Annotated in this window: 17 protein-coding genes; 8 read left to right on the forward strand and 9 right to left on the reverse strand. The window is 67.6% G+C overall.

The genetic code is table 11. From position 1 onward, the window contains the following. Window positions 1-3: 3 nt before the first annotated feature. On the reverse strand, window positions 4-738 hold the full coding sequence (locus tag KH208_RS05305; RefSeq protein WP_291434466.1) for a methyltransferase: 735 nt from the start codon (window positions 736-738) through the stop codon (window positions 4-6). Between the two features lie 102 nt (window positions 739-840). On the opposite strand from KH208_RS05305, the gene KH208_RS05310 reads away from it, so the two are divergent. The 4 genes from KH208_RS05310 to KH208_RS05325 are packed head-to-tail and all read left to right on the forward strand — an operon-like array spanning window position 841 to window position 6,515. Continuing rightward, the gene (locus KH208_RS05310) at window positions 841-1,329 is read left to right on the forward strand and encodes a CvpA family protein (protein ID WP_291434467.1); all 489 of its coding nucleotides are present in this window, start codon (window positions 841-843) and stop codon (window positions 1,327-1,329) included. A 46-nt stretch (window positions 1,330-1,375) separates the two neighbouring features. Beyond that, on the forward strand, window positions 1,376-2,185 hold the full coding sequence (mazG, locus tag KH208_RS05315; RefSeq protein ID WP_008685368.1) for a nucleoside triphosphate pyrophosphohydrolase: 810 nt from the start codon (window positions 1,376-1,378) through the stop codon (window positions 2,183-2,185). 12 nt (window positions 2,186-2,197) lie between these two features. Then, on the forward strand, window positions 2,198-4,408 hold the full coding sequence (locus KH208_RS05320) for a hypothetical protein (protein WP_291434468.1): 2,211 nt from the start codon (window positions 2,198-2,200) through the stop codon (window positions 4,406-4,408). Window positions 4,409-4,448: 40 nt separating this feature from the next. Continuing rightward, window positions 4,449-6,515 carry a hypothetical protein gene (locus KH208_RS05325; protein ID WP_291434470.1) on the forward strand — a complete coding sequence of 689 codons (2,067 nt, stop codon included), beginning with the start codon at window positions 4,449-4,451 and terminating at the stop codon, window positions 6,513-6,515. Between the two features lie 507 nt (window positions 6,516-7,022). Here KH208_RS05325 and KH208_RS05330 read toward each other — a convergent pair. From KH208_RS05330 to KH208_RS05355, 6 genes are all read right to left on the reverse strand, one after another. Next, a complete protein-coding gene (locus KH208_RS05330; protein WP_062251426.1) occupies window positions 7,023-7,559 on the reverse strand; it encodes a hypothetical protein in 537 nt (178 codons plus the stop codon). Beyond that, window positions 7,560-8,543 (reverse strand): class II fructose-bisphosphatase, encoded by a 984-nt coding sequence (gene glpX / locus KH208_RS05335; RefSeq protein WP_291434471.1) that lies wholly within the window; start codon window positions 8,541-8,543, stop codon window positions 7,560-7,562. A 102-nt stretch (window positions 8,544-8,645) separates the two neighbouring features. Continuing rightward, entirely contained in the window at window positions 8,646-10,304 is a 1,659-nt protein-coding gene (locus tag KH208_RS05340) for an NAD+ synthase (RefSeq protein ID WP_291434472.1), read from the reverse strand. A 27-nt stretch (window positions 10,305-10,331) separates the two neighbouring features. Continuing rightward, window positions 10,332-12,176, reverse strand: a complete 1,845-nt coding sequence (locus KH208_RS05345) for a UbiD family decarboxylase (RefSeq protein ID WP_291434474.1) — start codon at window positions 12,174-12,176, stop codon at window positions 10,332-10,334. Further along, on the reverse strand, window positions 12,176-12,673 hold the full coding sequence (locus KH208_RS05350) for an NUDIX hydrolase (RefSeq protein ID WP_291434476.1): 498 nt from the start codon (window positions 12,671-12,673) through the stop codon (window positions 12,176-12,178). The genes KH208_RS05345 and KH208_RS05350 overlap by 1 nt, the downstream gene beginning before the upstream one ends. A gap of 108 nt (window positions 12,674-12,781) precedes the next feature. After that, entirely contained in the window at window positions 12,782-13,474 is a 693-nt protein-coding gene (locus tag KH208_RS05355) for an L-threonylcarbamoyladenylate synthase (protein ID WP_291434478.1), read from the reverse strand. On the opposite strand from KH208_RS05355, the gene KH208_RS05360 reads away from it, so the two are divergent. Next, entirely contained in the window at window positions 13,473-13,946 is a 474-nt protein-coding gene (locus KH208_RS05360) for a 23S rRNA (pseudouridine(1915)-N(3))-methyltransferase RlmH (protein WP_291434479.1), read from the forward strand. The genes KH208_RS05355 and KH208_RS05360 overlap by 2 nt on opposite strands. 54 nt (window positions 13,947-14,000) lie before the next feature. Here the strand turns inward: KH208_RS05360 and KH208_RS05365 are convergent, their stop codons facing one another. Both KH208_RS05365 and KH208_RS05370 read right to left on the reverse strand, forming a co-directional pair. Further along, window positions 14,001-16,259 (reverse strand): STT3 domain-containing protein, encoded by a 2,259-nt coding sequence (locus KH208_RS05365; RefSeq protein ID WP_291434481.1) that lies wholly within the window; start codon window positions 16,257-16,259, stop codon window positions 14,001-14,003. Continuing rightward, complete coding sequence (locus KH208_RS05370) at window positions 16,247-16,975, reverse strand: 16S rRNA (guanine(527)-N(7))-methyltransferase RsmG (protein ID WP_291434483.1); 729 nt, start codon at window positions 16,973-16,975, stop codon at window positions 16,247-16,249. Before KH208_RS05370 ends, KH208_RS05365 begins: the two co-directional genes overlap by 13 nt. A gap of 284 nt (window positions 16,976-17,259) precedes the next feature. Between KH208_RS05370 and KH208_RS05375 the strand changes: the two genes are divergently transcribed. The 3 genes from KH208_RS05375 to KH208_RS05385 are packed head-to-tail and all read left to right on the forward strand — an operon-like array spanning window position 17,260 to window position 20,775. Next, complete coding sequence (locus KH208_RS05375; protein ID WP_291434485.1) at window positions 17,260-18,204, forward strand: ACP S-malonyltransferase; 945 nt, start codon at window positions 17,260-17,262, stop codon at window positions 18,202-18,204. A gap of 24 nt (window positions 18,205-18,228) precedes the next feature. Then, window positions 18,229-19,884 (forward strand): arginine--tRNA ligase, encoded by a 1,656-nt coding sequence (gene argS / locus KH208_RS05380; RefSeq protein WP_291434487.1) that lies wholly within the window; start codon window positions 18,229-18,231, stop codon window positions 19,882-19,884. A 39-nt stretch (window positions 19,885-19,923) separates the two neighbouring features. Continuing rightward, the gene (locus tag KH208_RS05385) at window positions 19,924-20,775 is read left to right on the forward strand and encodes an SPOR domain-containing protein (RefSeq protein ID WP_291434489.1); all 852 of its coding nucleotides are present in this window, start codon (window positions 19,924-19,926) and stop codon (window positions 20,773-20,775) included. Window positions 20,776-20,780 lie beyond the last annotated feature (5 nt).

Genomic DNA, 20,780 nt, shown 5'->3' on the forward strand with positions numbered 1-20,780 from the left:
CGCTCAGTCCGCCCGACGCCGGATTTCCCATACCTGCACGGTCACCGGCACGGGCTGGGCATAAAGGGGCTCCACCCGCGCGGTATGCACGCGCCGCCCCTGCCAGCCGCCGCTGTGCAGGGCGTGCAGAAAAGCCTCATACACCGAGCGCCCCGGCTCGGCCACCCAGGCCGCGCCGTCCGGGGCCAGGGCATGCTCCAGAAAACGCAGCACCGGCGCCACAAAGCGCTTCTCATACATGATGTCACCGCCCCAGACCCGCGCCATGCTCCGGGCGCGCACCGCCGGGCGCCGCCAGTCCATGAGCGCCCAACAGGGCTGCGCCACGCCATTGAGATCCGCGTTGCGCGCGGCGAAATGCAGGGCGGCTTCCTCATAATCCACAGCCGTGACCCGCGCCCCCAGCCATTGGCCCACCAGAGCGGTGAGCCCCAGGCCGCAGCCCAGATCCAGGCAGGCGCGGCCCGTGATTTCCTCTTGCCGGGCCGCCAGCCAACCGGCCAGAGCCACGCTGGACGGCCAGAGTTCGGTCCAGTAGGGCAGCCGCTCGTCCTCGAAATTATGAGGATCGGCGGTCATGGCCTCCCAGAGCTCCTCCAGGTCGGCGGCCCGCGTCAGACGCCATTGCCGTCCCGCCGCAGCCACGCTGATTTCCGGCGTGTAGGCATCAAGACCGGCGCTCTGCCCTCCGGGCTCCCGGGATTCCGCCGGGGCGGGTGCTGCGGATACGTATTTCACGGGAAGGAATATAGCCCAACCTCCGGGGGCTGTACAGCGGGCCGCATTGTCTCACAGCGGCGCTTCTGCTATGGTGCGTCGCGGAGGCTGAGGGAACCGCATATGGGACAAGACATCTTTGATCTGATTATCGTCCTCGCGCTGGTCTTTTTTGCCGGACGGGGCTTTGTGCGCGGTTTTGTGGGCGAAGTGGCCGGGGTGGTTTCGCTGGTGGGCGGCTTCTGGGCCGCGCACGCCTATCACTCCCTGCTGTCCCCGCGCCTCACGGCCATTGCCGACCCGGCCTGGCGGACCATCGCCGCCTACGTGCTGATCTTTCTGGCCGTGATTCTGGTCGTGGCCGTGCTGGCCCGCCTGCTGCAGAAAATCCTTTCCTTTTCCTTCGTCTCCTGGGCGGACAGGCTGGCGGGCGGCCTGCTGGGCCTGGCCAAGGGCGTGCTGCTCTGCGCGCTGGCGCTGCTGGTGTTGCAAAAGTTCTTTCACGACGCGCCGTTCATGCAGCATTCGCGCGTCCTGCCCTATTTCAACGCCCTGATGGAACAGGTGCGCACCTGGCTGCCGCCCGATCTCGTGTCCCGCCTGGGAATCTGAACCGGCGCGTCATATGCCCATACTCATACCAAGGATGCACAGCGTTATGGAAAAAAGCGCATTGGAAGAGTTGCAGAACGTCATCGAACGCCTGACGGGTCCGGACGGCTGCCCCTGGGACAAGGAACAGAGCCCGGAAAGCCTGGCCGACTATATTATTGAGGAAAGTCACGAGCTGGTCAGCGCCATCCGCTCGGGCAAAACGGACGACATCCGCGAAGAGCTGGGCGATGTGGCCTTTCTGCTGCTCTTCGTGGCCCGTTTGTGCGAAAAGCGGGGGCAATTCAACTTCAGCGACGCCCTGAACACCAGCCGGGCCAAGATGATCCGCCGCCATCCGCACGTCTTCGGGGACACGGTCTTTGAAAACCTGGACGAGCAGCTCAAAACCTGGGAGGCCATCAAACGCGCCGAACACGCGGACGCCGACGGCGCGCCCCAAGGCATTTTCGACAGCCTGCCCGCCAGCCTACCGCCCCTGGTCAAGGCCTACCGCATCCACTCCAAGGCCGCGCGCGCGGGCTTCACCTGGCCCGAGGACGAAGAAGTGGAACAGCAGGTGGAGGCCGAATGGCTGGAATGGCTCGACGCCTCGGCCAACGGCGACGCGGAGGCCCAGAAGCACGAACTGGGCGATCTGCTGTTCAGCATTACGGAGCTGGGCCGCCGCAAAGGCATCAAGGCCAATGAGGCTCTGGATCTGGCCACGCTGCGTTTCCTGCGCCGCTTCGCCCGCATGGAAGAACTGGCCCGGGAGCAGGGCCGGGACTTCACGGAGCTTTCCCTGGACGACAAGGACGAGCTCTGGAACGCGGCCAAGGCGGAGGAAGAAGCCCAATCCGCCGCCAAGGCCTGACGGAGACGGCCCATGCCGCTGCGGACGCGACCTTCAGCTTCCTCCAGGGCCGGACGGTCGGCCGGGCTGCCCGTCCTTCTGTCGGCCGTCATGGCCTGTTGTCTGGCCTCTTGCCTGGCCTGTTGTCTGGCGGCCTGCACGCCCTCAAAACACGCGGCGCGCCCGGCCTCCGGCGCAACGGCGGCCCAGGCCGCAAGCAACGGCCTACCCAGAGCCGACCCCGGCTATCTGCAATGGCTTGAGCGGCAATCCATGCTCGGGGCCGCGCCGGAACTCACCGCCCAGGTTTCCGGCACGGAACGCATCTGGCGCAACAGCAGCACGGCCCGGCGGTTGCCTGTGCTGCTGGGGGCCGCGCCCAACTGGTTCGCGCTCAATCCGTATACCGTCAGTACAGGGCAGCCCGTGTTCCGCGCCTTGGCCGGAGGGGCCGGGGCCGGTTTTCCGGACGCGCTGCCCCAGGCCGGGCTCAATGGGCTGTTCGTCTCCCCCACCGGCGAGCGCGGCGACCTCTGGAACAAGCACAACCAGTCCTCGCCCGGCGGGGAAAACGTCGCCTCCCTGCGTTTTGACCCGGCCCTGGGCTCGGACGCGGACTTCGAAAAACTGGCCCAACGCCTGGAACCGTCGCAGATCCAGATGGGCGGCGAGCTGCCCCCGGCGGCCACGGGCCTGGGACCGGACTTCATTCTTCAGGCGCGGCGGGCCGCGCGCTTTGACGGCATCTACGCCATGATCGCGGTGCCGCAGAAAGACTGGGATCTTTTGCCCCGCCTGCCGGACGAGTGGGAATGCCTGCCCCTGCGGCCCGAAGCCGTGGCGCAACTGGCCCAGCGCGGCCTTTTGCCCGACGCCCTGGTGCGCGATTCCCTGCCCTGGGCCACGCCCGGCGGCTGGGCCGCGACCGGCGAAGTGCGCGGGGCCGACGGCCGGATCCGGCGCTGGGTCTACCGCTACAGCGGCGACGCCCTGCGGCCGGTGCTGCTCTGGCAGGACCCATCGGGCCAAGCCAGGCGCATTTTTTCCGCCGCCATCATCCGGCATACCGGCCTGCAGCAGCAGACCCTGACCGGCCTGCGCCTGGAAGCCCTCATGGGCCTGGACGTGCCCGCCGGATCGGCTGAAGACGCGGCCGCCGCGCAGGCGGCTCATCCCGGCGGCGGGGATGCGGCCCGCTTCGCCCGACTGACGCCGGGCCTGGACGCTCTGGATGAAGCCGCGCGCGAAGTGCATCGCTACGGCGGCTGGGCCATGCAGGACGACGTGCTGCCGCCCTCGCTCACGCCCGTTGTGCTGGCCGGGGCCGTGGATTTCAGCCGCGACAGCATCACCCCGGCCGCCGCCGCCTATGCCCTGCTCAGCGGCGACGCGGCCCCGCTGGCAGCCCTGCTGCGCGCCTCACAGGCCTCCGGCGTGGACCAGAGCCGCCTGGCGCGCGGTCTGCACGACTGGCAGGCCGTGGACTGGCGGCCCCTGCTGGACCTGCCGCAGGGCCGGGAACTGATCCGCAAGGCGCAGCGTCTGGCCGGAGCCCCGCCCGAGGCCATGCAACTCTGGACCACGCCCGCCTCTCTGGCCGCGCGCGCTCTGGGCCTGAAAACGGCGGAAGCATCGGCTTCGGCGGCGGACGGCAGCGGCAAAAGCGCGACCCTGCGCGAGGCCTGCCTTTTGCTGCTGGGCTGGCGTGTGGGCCTGCCGGGCCTGAGTTTTGTGAGCCCCCAGGATCTCAGCGGGGCGCTGGACCTGTCGCGCTCCACGGCGGATCTGCCCGCCAGCCTGGGCCTGACGCCTCTCTGGGGCGGCAATCCGGGCGGCGTCGCACCGGACGCGCCGTCGGCTTTCGGCGCTCTGGAACAACAATGGGCGGACAGACAAAGTTTTCTGCACAGTATGGCCCGCCTGTTGCGCGCCCGCCGCGACGCGGGTCTGGCAGAGGGCAAACTGCTGGCGGTATTCAGCGGACCGCCGGGCTGCGTGGCCGTGCTCAGCGCCCTGCCCTCGGGCGGCTGCTGGCTGCTGGCAGCCAACTTTTCCGCTGAAAAACGCATTTTCCCTCTGGCACTGCCCGCCGGTATTACGGCGCGCACTGTCCGGGACATCGGCGGCGGCCAGGACCTGTCTTCCACCTTGACGCGGAACGGGCACGGCCTTGAACTGGAGCTGGACGGCCGCCATTCCCGCCATGTGCTGCTGGACGGCCCGGCAGCGGGCCTTGGCCGATAGTATTTTAAAAGCATCCACCCTTGCAGCAAGGAGCGACGCCATGACTTCAGACAAAGCCCCCACCCCTTCCCCGGACGCTTCGCCGGAGAGCAGGACGGACGCCATGCCCGACGCCGCTCCGGAGACCACGCGGGCCGCAACGCCGGATGGCACGGCCGCTACGGGCACGACGCCCGAACAGACAGGACCAGACGGGCAGGACGCCGTTGCCGGTCAGCCTGAAGCTGCCGCAACGCCGAATGACGCGCACGCCGATAAGAGCAATGGCGGCCATGTGCCGCCGCGCGCGGAAAAACAGGCCGCGCCGGTCCCGCCTGCGGGCCGGGCCGAAAAATTCTTCCAGACCCTCTGCTGTCTGGGCCCCCTGGTCTTGTTGGCAGTGCTGGCGGCCCAGGCCTGGCCGGATTTCTGGCAGGGCTGGCGGGGCGACGCCCTATATTGCCCGGCAGAGGTCCGGAACATCCAGATATTCCTGCACGCGCAACAGGACGGGCAATGGCTGGCCCCAGGGGCGGGCCTGGCAACAGAGTCGGCGGCAGGTTTGGCGGCGCAGTGGCCGGGCTTCACCTGGTTTTTGGCCTCCCTTGCCGCGCTGCTCCCGCCCGCCCTGCTCTTTCCCCTGTCCGGGGCTCTGGCAGCCGCCCTGGCTCTGCTGGGCGTCTGGGGCCTGAGCCGCGCGGCGGGCTTCGGCTCCAAGGCGGCCCTGGCCGCCGGGCTGATTCTGCTCTGCATGCCTATTTTCGCGCCTCTGGCCCATTTCACGGGTCCGGCGGCTCTGGCGGCCGCGCTGCTGCTCTTCTCCCTGATCTGCTTCTGCCGGGGCTGGCAGGCGCAACGCGCCTGGTTCTACCTACCGGCGGGCTTTGTGCTGGCCGGTCTGGCAGGCCTGACCGGCGGGCTCTTCCATCTCTTGCTGCCCCTGCTCGCCAGCGCCCTCTTCCTGCTCTGGCGGGCCACCTTCCGCCGGGCCCAGGCTCTGGACGCCCTGACCGGCTTTGTCCTCCTTCTGCTGCTTCTGGCCCTCTGGCTGGGCGGGATCATCCTCTGGACCAACGCCGAAGGCTATATGCAAGGCCTGTTCGCCACAGTGAGGCAATGGCACGGCCCGGTGACCGCCCGCTGGTGGCTGCCCCTGTCCGTGGCCGGTCTGGGCCTCGTGCCCTGGATCGGCGTGGTGGTCTGCGTTTCCTGGCAACGGGTGCTGCGCTCAGCCTGGAGCGATCTCAAGGCCTCCCGAGCGGAACGCGCCGGTTCGGCCTTTGTCTGGATAAGCATGGTGCTGGCTTGTCTGCTGAGCCTGTTCATGCCCATGGCGCAGCTCCAGAGCGTGGCAGTCTGCCTGGCCTGCCTGGCCGCGCCCCTGCTGGGCAAGGCCCTGCTGCGCCTGCCCCATCTGGGCAGCCGCCTGTTTTACCTCATCGCGGCTCTCTGCCTGCTGCACGCGGGCATGGCTCTGGTAGCGGCGAGCTTCGGCTTTTCCCTGGACTGGATGGCGCGCTTTTTCTCCTGGCCCCTCAGCCCGGAACAACGCGAAATGATTCTGGGGCTCAAGGCCCTGCCCGTGCTCGGCACGCTCTGCCTGCTGGCCGCCGTGACCATGACCCGTTTTATTCGGCGGGACCATCCGGGCGGCGCGCTGCTGTTCTGCACTCTGGTGGCCGTGATTCTCACCCAGCCGGCGGCCCTGATGCTCGCGCCGGAGCTGGCGGCCCTGCCTGAGGCCCATCTGAGCCGCCTCCAGGACATCCGGATGCCGACCATGCCGGAAAACGCCGTGACGCCCGCCGCGCCCGCGACGCCGCAGGAAGAAGGCACGCCGCCCGTCCCGGCCGCGCCGGAAGCAACTCTGCCGGACCAGGCCTCGGACCAGGCACGGGAGAATGCCGCACCCGCGCCGGAACCGACAGCGCAGCCCGAGGCCGCCCGGCCTGAAACACAGCCGGAAACGCCGCAAGCCGTCGAGCCCCTGCCGGAAACCGCGCGCGAAGCCGGGCCGGAACAGACGACCGCTCCCGCGCCCGCGGCAACGCCCGAGGCCGTTCCCCAACCGCTGCCGCAAAGTGAGGAGCAGGAAAACGCGCCCGCCGCGCCCTCTTCCGCCAACTGATTTATTCCATAATACAAGAAGCCAAGAGAGCCGCTCCGGATGTGTTCCGAAGCGGCTCTCTTGGCTTCCGCCGCGATCAGACGCGGAAGTCAGGGAATTTCAAGGTTGAAATGCTCTAGGGTCTGTTAACACTATAGAATTTTTGTTCGCCTGCAAGGAAGATAAACCTGCTTTGAGGGAGTGTACTCTTCTGGTACTCGACCGAAAAAGCAGGAGGGAGTGTACTCTTCTGGTACTCGACCGAAAAAGCAGGTGAAATCTGACGCGGCAGGAGGGCAAAAAGGCATAGCGTTAACAGGCCCTAAGGGAGCTGCGAGAGCAGCGCTTCTGCTACGAAGCCGAAGCGCAATTTATTTGCGCTGTTGCCCTCCCGTTAGCGAGTCTTCGAGCTTTGCGGACGAGGACAGCATAGCCAAGCGGCAAAGTAAGCGTGTTTTTACCTCTGGAATGCGCAGCATTTCAAAGGTAATCCGCTCTGAAGCAATTCACCTTTGAAATAAGCGAATTCTATCTGTTGATGGGCGGCGCATTGCCCCCGGCCTTGAGCATGGTGCCCAGATGGCGACGGGCCAGAGCCAGCTCTTCCTCGGTGACGCCGGGCATGTCGCGCGGGCGGGTGCCGCTCATGTCGTTGCCTTCTTCCACAATGACCAGGGCCGCGGCCATGCGGCCCATGACGCAGAAAAAGCGTACCGGGTCCCAGCCCTGGGCGCGCACCCATTCCGCCGCTTGGGGCGAATAGAGGAAGTCCGCCTTGCCGTTGCGCAAGACCGGATGGGCCTCTTCCTTATGCTCCTTGGCCCAGGCCCGGAAGCGGGGCAGAATTTCCAGAAAACCCACCAGTTCCTTGTCGGTGACCGGCGGTTGATTTTCATACACCGTGACGGCCTGGGCGGCCTTTTTCTGGACGGCGCGCGCCGCCAGAGCGTCCTGGGCCAGGACCGGCGTCAGGCTCAGAGTCGCGACCAGCACCGCGACCAAAGCCAGCCCGGCCCGAAAAAGCCGACGCCGCAACGTCGGCGTTCTGTGATAACCGTTATTCATTCAATACCGAACCGCACTAAATTTAGAGAGTCTGTCCATATTGTGATAGGACTCCACATACCGCAGTGTGCCGGTTTTGCCGCGCAAAACCAGCGAATGCGTCACCGCGTGGCGGGCGCTGTAGCGCACGCCGCGTAAAAAGTCGCCGCCGGAAATGCCCGTGGCGGCGAAGAAACAGTCGTCGCTGCGCACCAGGTCATTGACCGTGAGCACTTCACGCAGATCTATACCGGTCTCGTTGATAGCCTCTTTTTCCACATAGGACTGCGGGTCCAGCCGGGCCAGAATCTGCCCGCCCATGCCCTTGATGGCGCAGGCGGCCAGCACGCCTTCCGGAGTGCCGCCCGTGCCCATCATCACGTCCACTTCGGAACGCGGGTCCACAGCCATCAGCGATCCGGCCACGTCGCCGTCGGTCTGCAACTGGATGCGCGCCCCGGCGGCGCGGATTTCCTCGATCAGGCGCTGGTGACGCGGCTTGTCCAGCACAAAGACCACCAGATCCTGCACGCTTTTGCCCATGGCTTTGGCCACATTGTCCAGGTTGACCCTGACCGGCGCGTCCAGGTCGATGGCATCGCGCGCCTCGCGCGCCACCACCAGCTTCTGCATATAGAAGCTGGGGCCGGGATCGAACATGCTGCCCTTGGGGGCCACGCCCACCACGGAAATGGCGTTGGGCCGCCCGTAGGCCAGCAGATTGGTGCCTTCCACCGGGTCCACGGCCACGTCCAGACTGGGGCCGTCGCCCATGCCAACTTTTTCGCCGTTGTAGAGCATGGGCGCGTGATCTTTCTCACCCTCGCCGATGACCACCATGCCGTCGATGTGCAGGGTGGAAAAACTGATGCGCATGGCGTCCACGGCCGCGCCGTCCCCGGCCTCCTTGTCGCCGCGGCCAAGCCAGCGGGCTGATGCCAGGGCCGCGGCCTCGGTGATGCGTACAATATCAAGGGCCAGATTTTTCTCCGGTGCTTCCGCCATGACATCCTCCAGCTGATGGAACTGCGTTGTTTGAGAACTGGTTTTACCCCACTGCGCGCCGGGCTTCAAGGGAAAAGCCCGACGGCACCGCCCCGGTCTCTCTTACGGCAGCCGGTAGCGCCCGGCCACCGGCGCCTGCCAGCCCGCGCCGAAGGGCACACGGCTCACATGCAGGGCCAGAGGTTCCTGACGGCGCTTGAATTCCGCCCGGAACAGCTTGTCGCGCACCTCGCGGCAGACATCGCTCATGGGCTTGTCCCGCCCCTGGGCGGTCGGCTCCAGCAGTTCCTCCAGCATGGGGTCCAGCTCCTCGTAAGGGGGGAGGCTGTCCGCGTCCTTCTGGCCGGGCCGCAATTCGGCGGAAGGCGCTTTGTCGAAGACGTTCCGCGGGATGATCTCCGCCCCCCGGTGGGCATTGTACCAGCGGGCCACGGCGTAGACCTGGCTTTTGGTCAGGTCCGCGATGACCCCCAGCGCGCCCACGGCGTCGCCGTACAGGGTGCAGTAGCCCACGGCCCCTTCGCTCTTGTTGCCGGTGTTCAGCACCAGGGCCCCGGCCCGGTTCGCCAGGGACGTCAGCAGCGTGCCCCGGATGCGGGCCTGCACGTTTTCAAAGGTCACTTCGCCCGCATACGGCGGGAAAAGATCCAGACCCGGCTTGAGCGTCGCTTCAAAGGCTCGCATCAAAGGCTCAATGGGCAGGGTCACGGTGGACACGCCCAGATTGTCCGCCAGCCTACGGGCGTCGGCCAGCGAATCCTCGCTGGTATACGGCGAGGGCATCAGCACGCCGGTGACATTGCCCGCGCCCAGGGCTTCCACCGCGATGCAGCAGACCAGGGCCGAATCCATGCCGCCGGAAAGCCCCACAATGGCCCGTTCCGCGCCGCACTTGCGCACAAAGTCGCGCGTGCCCAGGGTCAGGGCGCGCCAGCCGGCTTCCTCGGCGCTTCGGCAAAGCTCCTCCACCCTGCCGGGCCCCTGCGCCGTGTCCACCACCAGCACGTCTTCGGCAAAGGCCTTGCCGCGCGCCAGCAGCTGGCCGGTGGGATCAAAGGCCAGACTTTGGCCGTTGTATACGCGGCTGTCGTTGCCGCCCGCCGGATTGACCGAAAAAAGATGTATGTGATGCCGGGCCGCCACATGCGAAAGCATGTGCTCGCCCGCCTCCTGCGCGCCCACGCAATAAGGCGCGGCGGCCATGTGCACCACGGCGTCCACCCCGCGCTGGACCAACTCCATGAGCGGATTGTGCCCGCTGGCGTACTGGGTTTTCCAGAACGCGCCGTCCTCGGCCACGGCGTCCTCGCAAAGCACCACGCCCAGCCGCCAGCCGCCCAGGCTCAGGATGCCGCAGGACACCCCACGGTCGAAATAGCGCACGTCGTCGTCCTGGCCCGAATTCCGGCCCATGTTCTGATAGACCTTGCGCGAAGCCACCTGCCACTGGCCCTTGTCCACCAGCACGCCCGCATTGGAGAGCAGACCGGCGGCATAGACGCTGGGCACCGGCGCGCCCACCAGCAGGGGCGGCCCGTCCTTCAGGGCCTCGGCCAGATTCCGCAGGGCCGTGCGGCAACCCTCGGCGAAATCAACGGCGCGCAGATAGTGGCCCGGAGCCACGCCGCAGAGGGCCAGTTCCGGCGTGACGCACAGATCCGCCCCTTCCCGCGCGGCCCGCCGCGCGGCCTCCAGAATGCGCTCCTGATTGCCGGCCACGTCGCCGGTGACGCTGTTGCACTGCAATAAGGCGATTTTCATTCCACGGCCTCCCCCGGGATTAGAGAATTAAAAATATCCATGCAAAGGCCCGCCCGGCGCGGCCAGCGCTTCCACCCTGCGCGTGACGGCCGGATCCTCTTCCAGGGGGGGGGCATGAAAGGGCTTGAGACGGGCGTCCAGAACCAGGGGCGCGGCGCAGGACCAGTGCTTGGCGCTCGTTTGGGCATGCGCGCCGTAGCTGTCCGTGGCCGGGTCCGAACGGGTGAAGACCACCCAGAGAAAATTGTCCAGCCCGGCGGCGCAAAAGGCGGCATCGTCCACCACCGCCACCAGCGGGAAGGCCTCCCGCTCGGGCCAGGCCTCCAGGCGGCGGGCCAGTTCCTCCATACGCGGGTCCGGTTCGCCGCGCTCCAGCGAGTGCGCCGGGCCGCGCACGACCAGCAGGCCCGGTCCGGCCACACGCGGCTCGGAAAAGCCCTCGGGCAGGTCCGGAACGCCGCGCGGTTCCAGACCCAGCTCGCGCCGTTTTTCCCCGGCCGAGGCCCAGATCAGCTTGGAGCCCTCGTGCAGGCCGCAGCCCGTATAATCCAGAGTATCGCTGGTGCTGCGGGTCAGGAAATGCAGGTCGCGGCTGAAGTCGGTCCTCTCCAGCAGGTGGCGCAGAAAAGCGGGCACGTCGCGGGCGCGCAGATCAGGCGCGTCCTCATGCGCGGCCAGCAGCACGTATTTGGCAAGAGCGGTCTGGGTGGCCCCCAGCAGATGCAGGGCCGCCGTGAGCAGTTCGCGCGGCCTGCGCCGCGCCTCATAAGGGGTATAGCGCTCGCTGCCCAGGGCCAGCAAAAGAGGATGCACCCCGGCGACGTCCACGGCATGCACCTCGCGTACGCCCTGGAAAACCTGGGGCACCAGGGGCGCTGTGAGCTCGTGGATAAAGTCGCCGAAAACCGTATCTTCCTGCGGCGGGCGGCCCACGGCGGTAAAGGGCCAGACCGCGTCCCGCCGGTGGTACACGGCGTCCACCTTGAGCACCGGAAAATCGTGCCGCAGGCTGTAGTAGCCCACATGATCCCCGAAGGGCCCTTCGGGCTTGAGGCCCGGCACGAGACGCCCGCTGATGCAGAAATCCGCCTCGGCCAGAACGGGCAAAGGCAGTTCCGGGGCGCGCGCCAAGTCCACCCGGCGTCCGCCAAGCAGACCGGCGAAGCGCAATTCCGAGAGTCCCTCGGGCAGGGGCATGACCGCCGCCACGCTGAGCGCGGGCGGGCCGCCCACATAGACATGCACCGGCAGTTCCTCGCCCCTGGCGATGGCGTTGGCGTGGTGCGCGCCGATGCCCCGGTGGATCTGATAATGCAGGCCCGCCTCGTCGGGCGCATAGGCGTTGCCCGCCAGCTGCACCCGGTACATGCCCAGATTGGAGGCGTTCAGGCCGGGGCGGCAGGGATCTTCGCTATAAACCAGGGGCAGGGTGATAAAGGGGCCGCCGTCGCCCGGCCAGCAGGTCAGGCGCGGCAGATCGGCGAGATTGCAGTTGCACTCCAGCACCGGAGCGCCGCCGTTCCGCTTCGCGCGCGGCAGCATGCGGACCAGACCGGGCAGCGCGGCCAGCGAGCGCCAGGGCCGCCGCAAGGCCGCCGCGGGATCGGCCTTGGCCGCCAGCACGGCGTCCACGGCCCGCAGACTGTCCCGGAAAATATAGCGCAGGCGCTCGCGCGTGCCGAAGAGATTGGCCAGCATGGGAAAACGCGTATCCTTGACTCTGGTGAAGAGCAGAGCCGGGGCCTTGGCCCGGAATGCCCGGCGCTGCACGGCGGCCAGTTCCAGACAGGGGTCCAGCTCCACATCCACGCGCCGGAGCTGCCCTTGGGCCTCCAGATCCGCCAGGCACCGATTCAGATTGGCGTAGCCCATCAGCAATCCCCTTTCCGCGCCAAGAGCTCCACCGCGCCCAGCGTCCGCCGTCCCGCGAGAACCTCGCGGAAGTCGGCCAGGATGCGGGCGTGGTCAAAAGCCAGCGGTTCCGGCAGGCCGTCCGGCGGGTAAAAAGCGGCCTTGACCGCGTCGTCTCCGGCGCGCAGGGCATCGGGGTCGCGGGGCCTGCCGGTGAAGACCACGCTCAGGGTGTGCCGGCGGGGGTCGCGGTCCGGCCGGGAATAGACGCCCAGCAGGCCGGTCAGTTCCACGTCCAGACCGGTTTCCTCGCGCATTTCACGCACGGCGGCGGCCTCGGCCTGCTCGCCCTCGTCGATGAAACCGCCGGGCAGGGCATAGCCCAGAGGCGGATTGGCCCGCGCAATGATCACCACGCCGCGTCCCGGCTCATAAATGACCACGTCCGTGGTGGGCGTGGGATTGCGGTAACAACTGTAGGGCTTGCCGCAATGCGGGCAGAGCACGTCTTTTTTCATACGTTTTCCCGGAAAAATAAGATGCGGACGTATGGTAAGCCAGTCCGGCCCGCGCCGCAAGGTTCCGGCTCCGTGCCGGGAGAGGCCGGAGAAGGCGGCGTTCAGAGCTTACAGACAAAGAAAGCCCGCATCCGCCAGTGCCCGGACGCCGACCGCGCCGACCCGCAACAGGCGCAGGCGCGCGCCACCGCCCCCCCCTCCTGCCGAAGATTCCGGCAAAAATCCGGGCAGAGGTTCCGCCAAGGTGGAGGGCTCGCCCCCGGCGGGCTGTTCGGCCTCGCTCAGAGCGGGCAGCAGGCCGCCCGCATCGCCCGATTCCGCCAGAGCGGACAGCAGTTCCGGGTCCAATTCTTCCAGAGTGCGCGCCGGGGGACGCCCGCTCAGATTGGCGCTGCTGGCGGTCAGCACGCCGCCCGCCAGTTGCGCCAGCCGGGCGGCCAGCGGATGCGGCGAGACGCGCACCGCCGCCTTGCCGCCCGCACTGAGCAGAGGCTCGGGCAGACCGGACCGGGCGGGCAGCAGCAGAGTCAGCGGGCCGGGCCAGAAACCCGCGATCAATTCCGGCGGCGCGGCTTCCAGCCGGACCACGCTTCCGGCCTGGGCCGCATCGGCGGCCAGCAGGGGCAGGGGCCGCTGGACGGGCCGCCGCTTGAGCTGGTAGATACGGCCCACGGCCGCCGCGTCGGCGGCCAGACAGCCCAGACCGTAAAAGGTTTCGGTGGGAAAAATCACCACGCCGCCCCGGCGCAGGCATCGGGCCGCGGCTTCAAGATCAAGCACGCGGCAGGGGGAATCGAACATGACAGGCAAACCTTTGCGGCTGATCAGCGTGGGCCGTCTGAAAACGCCGTTCTGGAAAGACGCCGCCGCCCACTATCTGGCGCGGATCACGCGCTGGCGGCGTCTGGAATGCACGGAAGTGCGCGACGGGGACGCGGCTCTGCCCCCGGACCGTCGCAACACCCTGGAAGGCCAGCGGATTCTGGAGGCCCTGACCCCGCAGGACGTGCCCCTGGTGCTGGACGAGCGCGGCCTCAGCCTGACTTCGCCGCAACTGGCGGCCCTGCTGCGGCAACTGGACCAGGAGGCGCGCGGCCGGGCCTGCTTTATTGTGGGCGGGGCCTGGGGCCTGGACGAGGCCGTGCGCGGCCGGGCCTGCCGCCTGATCAGTCTCTCGGCCATGACCCTGCCGCATGAGCTGGCCCGCGTGGTCCTGCTGGAGCAGCTGTACCGGGCGGAGTGCATCCTGCGCAAGGTGCCGTACCACCATTGACGAACACGCCGCGCGCCGGACGGTTCAAGGCCGTCGGCGGGCCGATGGACGCCCTCAGAGCACCTCGTAAATCCGGGCGAAGACATTGTCGTAGACCAGTTTGAAGTAGGGGGAGAAGCGCGGATCCTGCGGATCCCCCACCAGCAGCTGGACCATCAGCGAATTATACAGGCCCTGATCCACGGCCAGTTTTTCGTCCGTGACCCGATTAAAGAGGAAGTTCACGTTCCGCCGCCCGGACAGAAATTCCTTCTGCTCCTCGGGCGTGGCCTTGGGGTGGGCGTCGAACCATTCCTGCACGTAATTGCGGCGGGTCACGCCCGTTTCCTCGAACACGCTGATGGACGAAGGATAAATGGTGCTGGTGCTGCCTTCCAGGCGCACTTCGCCCGTATCCAGACGGTAGGCCAGGGCCTGCGGCACAATGGACAGCGCGCCGCCCTCGCCCTGGCGGGTCACGAAATTCCAGTTGCCGAAATTGCTGATCCAGAAGCCCAGACGCAGCATTTCAAAGCTGACCACCACAAAAAGCCGTCCCTTGGCTTCCACCAGCGGGGTCTCCGGCGAGCGCAGCTTGTCCATGAGAGCCTGGGCCGCCCGGCCGTCCAAGCCTTCAAAGACATTTCCCGGCTCGTTGCCCATCTTGGCCGTGTAGCGGATCAACTGCCGGGCGAAGCGCGCGTTGTCCGTGGCAAAGACCGCCGCGGGCAGGTAGAGCGAAGGCCCGGCGTGCTGCGCGCCGTCCGCGATGGTCGAGCGCCGCGCGAAATGGTGGGCCGCATAGCCCCAGTCCCACCAGAGCCAGAGCTTGGCGTCCTCGGGAGTCATGGTCCGGGCGCGGGTCAGAGCCTCGGCGTGGCGACGATTGATTATGGGCCCCTGGGATATGGCCTGGATCATATCCGCGAAGGGAGCCACCAGCAGGGCCAGCAGAATGCAGGAAGTCGCCGCGCCCGCCACGGCCCCGCGCAGATCGGCGCGCAGCAGGCGCTGCAAGAGCCAGTACAGGGGCAGGGTCAGGCCCACGGCCACCACCGGCGCGCCGAACATGACCATGCGGCCGCCCAGCTTGGTGCTCAGCAGGCCCAGGGCCGCCAGGGGCAGCAGAAAGAGCGCGCCCGGCCGCCGGAAAAGCACCAGGACAAAACCGGCCAGGCCCACGATGGCGGCCTCCATCCAGGGATGGAAATAGGGGAAGAGCGCCGCGAAGCTCAGATCCTGCACTTCAATGATGGACTGGGCCACCGAGGGATAGACCAGGCTCATGCCCTCGCCCGTGCTCCTCACGTCGCCGCTGTGCTTGAGATAGGCGTTGGCGTGGTTGATCAGGGTAGCCAGTATCTCGCCCTGCACCAGCAGGACCGCCGCGCCCAGCCAGAACAGGGCCAGGACCAGAGGACGGCAGAGCAAATGGCGCAGCCCGCGCCCGGCTTTGCTTCCGGCCAGAAGCAGAATCAGGCTGAAACCGAAGCCCGCCGGGCCGCCCAGGGTGGGAAGGGCGTAAGCCAGGCCGCCCAGCAGCAGAATGCCGCGCCGCCCGCGCGGGGCCATGACCAGGGCCATCAAGGCCAGCAGCACCACATTGTAACGGATCAGATAGGGAAAAACCGAATGCCATTCCTGGGTCCACCAGGAAATGACGCCCGACGCGCCCAGCAAGAGCACCCACTGCCAGCGCAGGGGATTGCCCAGGCGCTCCAGGTGCGCCTCATCCGCGCCGCGCTCGCCCCAGAGGCGTTGCGCCGCCTTGAGGCCGGAACCCAAGGCCAGCCGCCGCAGGATCATCCGCGGCAGCAGCATGTAGCGCATGGCCCAGCAGGCCGGGGCCAGGGTCATCAGGAGCGGAAAAAACAGGGTCACCAGGTCGGTATCGTAATAGCCCAGCAAGGTGCGGGCCAGAAAACCGGGAGCCAGGGAGGTGATCAGCCCGGCGGCCACGCCCGCCTCCATGCTGCCCAGGGCCCATACCCAGGCGAAGACGATCACCGCCACCAGACTTGCCAGCACCGCCGGGAACCAGAAGGCCACGGCGGCCGGATAGGTATGCAGAGCCTGGGCCATGAGCCGCAGCATCTCGGCCATGGGGTGCCCCACGCCCAGCCCGAAGCCCTCGGCGGCAGCCACCCAATGATAGGCGTCATGGGTTGCCAGCAGCCATTCGCTGCCCAGGCGGTATTCCGGATTCTGCCAGCAGGGCCACTCCATCATGCGCAGGCCGAAGGCCAGCCCCAGGGTCAGCAGGCCCCAGAACAGGCCCCGCAGCCAGTAACGCGGCGCGTCCTGCCGCGCGCCGGACGGGCCTACCCCAGGCACGGCCCGTCTTCCCCGGCCCGGTCGGCCAGTCTGGGTTCAACGGCTTGTCCAGTCTCGCCGGAGATGTCCCCCGACGGGCTCAGAGCCCAGAACCAGCGGCCGCTGCCCGCCGCCACATAGGAGCGCACGCCCGCCGGCCGCCAGGGCGCGGGCAGACGTTCGGGCGCGGGAGTCAGCGCCAGGATGACCAGCACGCCCTCGGGCCGCAGACGGGGCAGGGTCAGCTCAAGCAATTCGGGCCAGGGCATGAAGGCCCGGCTCACAATGCAGTCCGCCTGGTAATACTGGCCCTGGAAAAAATGCTCCACCGAACCGCGAAACACGTGGGTAGCGGGCAACTGCAGGCGGGCCAGGACGCTGGACAGGAACAGGGCCCGCTTTTCGCGCACTTCCACCATATAATAGCCGCCCCTGGTCCAGGCCATGCGCAGAGGGATGCCGGGCAGGCCGGCGCCGGAGCCCAGATCCCAGCTCAGGGGCTCTTCCGGCAGGGACAGTTCCCCCAGAAAGGACGCCAGATGAAAGCTGTCGGCCACCAGGCGGGTCAGGATGTCCTGCCAGGCGCGCGCGCCCACCAGGTTCATGGCCGCGTTCCACCGGCACAACATTTCCAGATAGACGGCCAGCGGCTCCAGAGCCGCCGGGGGTACGTCCGCGCCCGTGGCCGCCGCGAGCCGGGCCAATTCCTTTCTGTCCACCGTCTGCTGCTCTTGCATGATCCTCTCTCCGCATTCCCCGGCGGATGCGCCGGGCTTTCAGTCATATCCCCGGCAAGCGGGACTTGCAAGCCCCGCGCCGATAACGTAAAAAAAGCAATTCGGCAGCCCGGTGCGCATCCCGCTTCACGGGTTTTGTGCCGCCCGCGACGGCGGGGCCGCCGGGCGGAGAGGCGCAAAAACCAGCGGTTGACGCCGCGGCCAAGCGCGGCCCGCGCCTGGTTTTCAGTCGTGTTGCCGCCGGCAACGTTTGAGTTCACACGCCTTTTGGAGAGAACGCACTTATGACGCAACCTGTTCTGCTTTTCCCCGGCCAGGGCTCGCAGGAGTCCGGCATGGGCCGCGACCTGGCCGAGGCCTCGACCGAAGCCATGAACCTCTGGAAGCAGGCCGAGCGCATCAGCGGCCTGCCCCTGCGCGAAATTTACTGGGAGGGCGACGAGGCCGCCATGAGCGACACCCGTGCCCTGCAACCGGCCCTGACCGTGGTCAACTGCAATCTCTGGCGGGAAGCGGCCGGGCGCGTCAGCCCCTGTGGGGCCGCCGGACACAGCCTGGGCGAGTTCAGCGCCCTGGCGGCGGCGGGCGTGCTCTCGCCGGAAAACGTGCTGGAAATCACGGCCCTGCGCGGCCGCCTGATGGCCGAGGCCGACCCGGAGGGCAAGGGAGGTATGGCCGCCCTGCTCAAGCTGGATGAGCCGCGCGTGGCGGAAATCGTGGCCGAGGCCGCCGCCGAGAGCGGCGAAATGCTGCTCACCGCCAACTACAACACTCCGGCCCAGCTGGTTGTCAGCGGCGCCAGGGCCGCCGTGGCCCTGGCCTGCCAAAAGGCCAGGGAGCGCAAGGGGCGCGGCATTGAACTCAAGGTCAGCGGCGCGTTCCACAGTCCTATGATGGAAGAGGCCAATAAAGAGCTGGCCCCCCTGCTGCGCAAGGCCGTCTGGCGGAAGCCGCGTTTTCCGGTTTACTGCAATCAGCACGGCAAAGCCGTGCACGACGGCGAAAGCGCCAGGGAAAGCCTGCTGCGGCAGATGGTTTCGCCCGTGCGCTGGATTGAAACCGTCCGCAACCAATACGCGAACGGCGCGCGCTTCTGGCTGGAGCTGGGCCCCAAGGCCGTACTGGGCAAGATGGTCGCCCCCTGCCTGAACGGCATCGCCGTCGGGAGCGACGCGTTGCGCGTGGAACTGGTCAGCACTCTGGAAAGCCTCACGGCATTCAGCCTGTAATATTTTTAAGGATACGGAAAAGATATGCGCGCCACCGACACCCTGCGCACGGCCCTCGCGGCCATTCTGAAAGAAGAGGGACTGGCCTGGCCGGTCAAAACCGTGATTGAGCCCCCGCGCGATCCCAAACACGGGGATCTCTCCACCAACGCGGCCATGCTGCTGGCCAAGGAAGCCAAGTGCAATCCCCGCGAACTGGCCCAGAAGTTCGCGACGCGGCTGCTGGAGCGCTGTCCGGACCTGGAAAAAGCCGAGGCCGCCGGACCGGGCTTCTGCAACGTGACTTTCAGCCAGGCGTTCTGGCGGCGCACGGTGCTGGACGTGGAGGCCGCGGGCAAAGCCTACGGCGCGAGCGGCACGGGCGCGGGCCGCAAGGTGCTGCTGGAATACGTCTCGGCCAATCCCACCGGCCCCCTGCATGTGGGACACGGCCGGGGCGCGGCCGTGGGCGACAGCTTGGCCCGGCTGCTGCGCAAGGCCGGATATGCCGTGGATACGGAATATTACATCAACGACGCGGGCCGCCAGATGCGCCTGCTGGGCCTTTCGGTCTGGCTGCGCGTGCTGGAACTGGCCGGGCGTCCGGTGGACTGGCCCGAGGATTACTACCGGGGCGAGTACATCATCGACATCGCGCGCGAGATGCTGGCGGACGATCCCCGTCTGCCGGACCTGCCCGAAGCCGAAGGTCAGGAGCGCTGCTACCAGCGGGCCATGAACGAGATTCTGGCGGGCATCAAGGCGGATCTCAACGAGTTCCGGGTTGAGCACCAGCGCTGGTTTTCGGAAAAAACCCTGGTGGAGCGCGGCGCGGTGGACGCGGCCTTTACCGCTCTGGGCCGGTCCGGATACACCTATGAGAAGGAAAACGCCTTCTGGTTCGCCACGGAACAGCTGGGCGACGACAAGGACCGCGTGCTGAAAAAGTCCGACGGCAGCCTGACCTATTTCGCCACGGACATCGCCTATCACCATGACAAATTCGAGCGCGGCTACGACTGGCTCATCGACATCTGGGGCGCGGACCACCACGGTTACGTGCCGCGCATGCGCGCGGCCATTACGGCCATGGGCAGGCCGCGCGACAGTTTCGACGTGGTCCTGATCCAGCTGGTCAATCTGCTGCGGGACGGCAAGCCCGTGAGCATGTCCACCCGCGCGGGCACCTTTGAAACCCTGGCCGACGTGCTGCGCGAAGTGGGCGCGGACGCGGCGCGTTTCATGTTCCTTTCGCGCAAGAGCGACAGCCCTCTGGATTTTGATCTGGAACTGGCCAAGCAGCGCAGCCTGGACAACCCGGTCTATTACGTGCAGTACGCCCACGCCCGCATCTGCGCCGTGCTGCGCCGCGCCGGAGAGCGCGGCCTCAGCCTGCCGGAAACCGTCACGGAAGAGATGCTGGCCGGCCTGGACACGCCCGAAGACATGGCCCTGCTGCGCAAGGCCGCCGCGTTCCAGGATATGCTGGCCGCAGCGGCCCGGGCCCTGGCCGCCCATCACGTGAGCCACTATCTGACCGAGCTGGCGGGCCTGCTGCACAGCTACTACGCCAGGCATCAGGTGCTGCTCGCCGACGATCAGCCGCGCACCCTGGCCCGTCTGGCCCTGTTGCGCGCCGTGGCCCAGGTGCTGCGCAACGGCCTGGACGTGCTGGGCGTCAGCGCGCCGGAGGCCATGTAATGAATGCCGTCCAAATCGTGTTGCATATCAGGTAAAAGCATGCCCCAGCCCCTACGTAAAAGTTTTCAGAAAAGCGCCGCTTCCGGCGGCAAGCCCCGCCGCTTTACCTTCAGTCTGTCCGGCGTGGCCGTGGCCGCGTTGGGCATGGTGCTGGCGGCCGCCGTGGGCTGGGCTTTTTTCATGGGCTTCATGGTCGGGCGCGGCCAGAATCCTGAAAAAAGCGTGGAGCAGATGACCGGCATGCTTGGGGATGAGCAGGCCCAACCCGCCGCGCCCGTGCCGCCAACAGCCCCGGCCGCCCCAGGCGCGCAGAGCGCGCCGACGGCTCAGCCGGAGCGGGCGGAACAGCCGGAACAGGCGGGGAGCGCGGCCGAAGTCCCGGCTTCCCCGGCCGACGCGTCGCAGAACGCGGCGCGGGCCCAGCAATCTCCCCAGGCCGCCCCTCAGGATGGGTCAGCCTTTCCGTTCAGCCGCCCGCAGGGCGCGGGTCTGGCCGCCTGGGGCATCAGTCCCGCCACGCCCGCGCCGGGAGCGGCCGCCGCGCCGTCCTCGCCCCCTCAGGGCCAGCGGGCTGACCCGCGCCAGGCCCAGCGCGCACCGGCGGCGCAACCCAAGGCGGCGCAGGCCGAACCCTTGTTCGACTACAGTTTTCAGGTGGCCGCGTTCAAGGACAAGGCCGACGCGGACAAGCTGCGCGCCCGCCTGGAAAGCAAAGGCCTGCGCAGCCGCCAGCAGAAGAGCGGCAAGGTGCTGCTGGTGCTGGTCAATCTGCGCGGCACGGAGCTGGATGCCGCCAATCTGCGCGAGGAGCTGCAACGTATGAAACTGGGCAAGCCCATTCTGGCTTCCAAAAAAGCGGTTTCCGGCAAGAGCCGGAAGACCGGACGCTGAGGCGG

Origin of the sequence: Desulfovibrio sp. (genome assembly GCF_018379785.1) — a bacterium.
Classification (GTDB): domain Bacteria; phylum Desulfobacterota; class Desulfovibrionia; order Desulfovibrionales; family Desulfovibrionaceae; genus Desulfovibrio.

What these genes read in the sequence shown, in the direction of transcription:
- KH208_RS05340 (WP_291434472.1), bottom strand. Translation starts at nt 10,304, where the DNA reads ATGAAAATCGCCTTATTGCAGTGCAACAGCGTCACCGGCGACGTGGCC.
- KH208_RS05375 (WP_291434485.1), top strand. Translation starts at nt 17,260, where the DNA reads ATGACGCAACCTGTTCTGCTTTTCCCCGGCCAGGGCTCGCAGGAGTCC.
- argS (WP_291434487.1), top strand. Translation starts at nt 18,229, where the DNA reads ATGCGCGCCACCGACACCCTGCGCACGGCCCTCGCGGCCATTCTGAAA.
- KH208_RS05320 (WP_291434468.1), top strand. Translation starts at nt 2,198, where the DNA reads ATGCCGCTGCGGACGCGACCTTCAGCTTCCTCCAGGGCCGGACGGTCG.
- KH208_RS05330 (WP_062251426.1), bottom strand. Translation starts at nt 7,559, where the DNA reads ATGAATAACGGTTATCACAGAACGCCGACGTTGCGGCGTCGGCTTTTT.
- mazG (WP_008685368.1), top strand. Translation starts at nt 1,376, where the DNA reads ATGGAAAAAAGCGCATTGGAAGAGTTGCAGAACGTCATCGAACGCCTG.
- KH208_RS05310 (WP_291434467.1), top strand. Translation starts at nt 841, where the DNA reads ATGGGACAAGACATCTTTGATCTGATTATCGTCCTCGCGCTGGTCTTT.
- glpX (WP_291434471.1), bottom strand. Translation starts at nt 8,543, where the DNA reads ATGGCGGAAGCACCGGAGAAAAATCTGGCCCTTGATATTGTACGCATC.
- KH208_RS05345 (WP_291434474.1), bottom strand. Translation starts at nt 12,176, where the DNA reads ATGGGCTACGCCAATCTGAATCGGTGCCTGGCGGATCTGGAGGCCCAA.
- KH208_RS05370 (WP_291434483.1), bottom strand. Translation starts at nt 16,975, where the DNA reads ATGCAAGAGCAGCAGACGGTGGACAGAAAGGAATTGGCCCGGCTCGCG.
- KH208_RS05350 (WP_291434476.1), bottom strand. Translation starts at nt 12,673, where the DNA reads ATGAAAAAAGACGTGCTCTGCCCGCATTGCGGCAAGCCCTACAGTTGT.
- KH208_RS05325 (WP_291434470.1), top strand. Translation starts at nt 4,449, where the DNA reads ATGACTTCAGACAAAGCCCCCACCCCTTCCCCGGACGCTTCGCCGGAG.
- KH208_RS05385 (WP_291434489.1), top strand. Translation starts at nt 19,924, where the DNA reads ATGCCCCAGCCCCTACGTAAAAGTTTTCAGAAAAGCGCCGCTTCCGGC.
- KH208_RS05360 (WP_291434479.1), top strand. Translation starts at nt 13,473, where the DNA reads ATGACAGGCAAACCTTTGCGGCTGATCAGCGTGGGCCGTCTGAAAACG.
- KH208_RS05355 (WP_291434478.1), bottom strand. Translation starts at nt 13,474, where the DNA reads ATGTTCGATTCCCCCTGCCGCGTGCTTGATCTTGAAGCCGCGGCCCGA.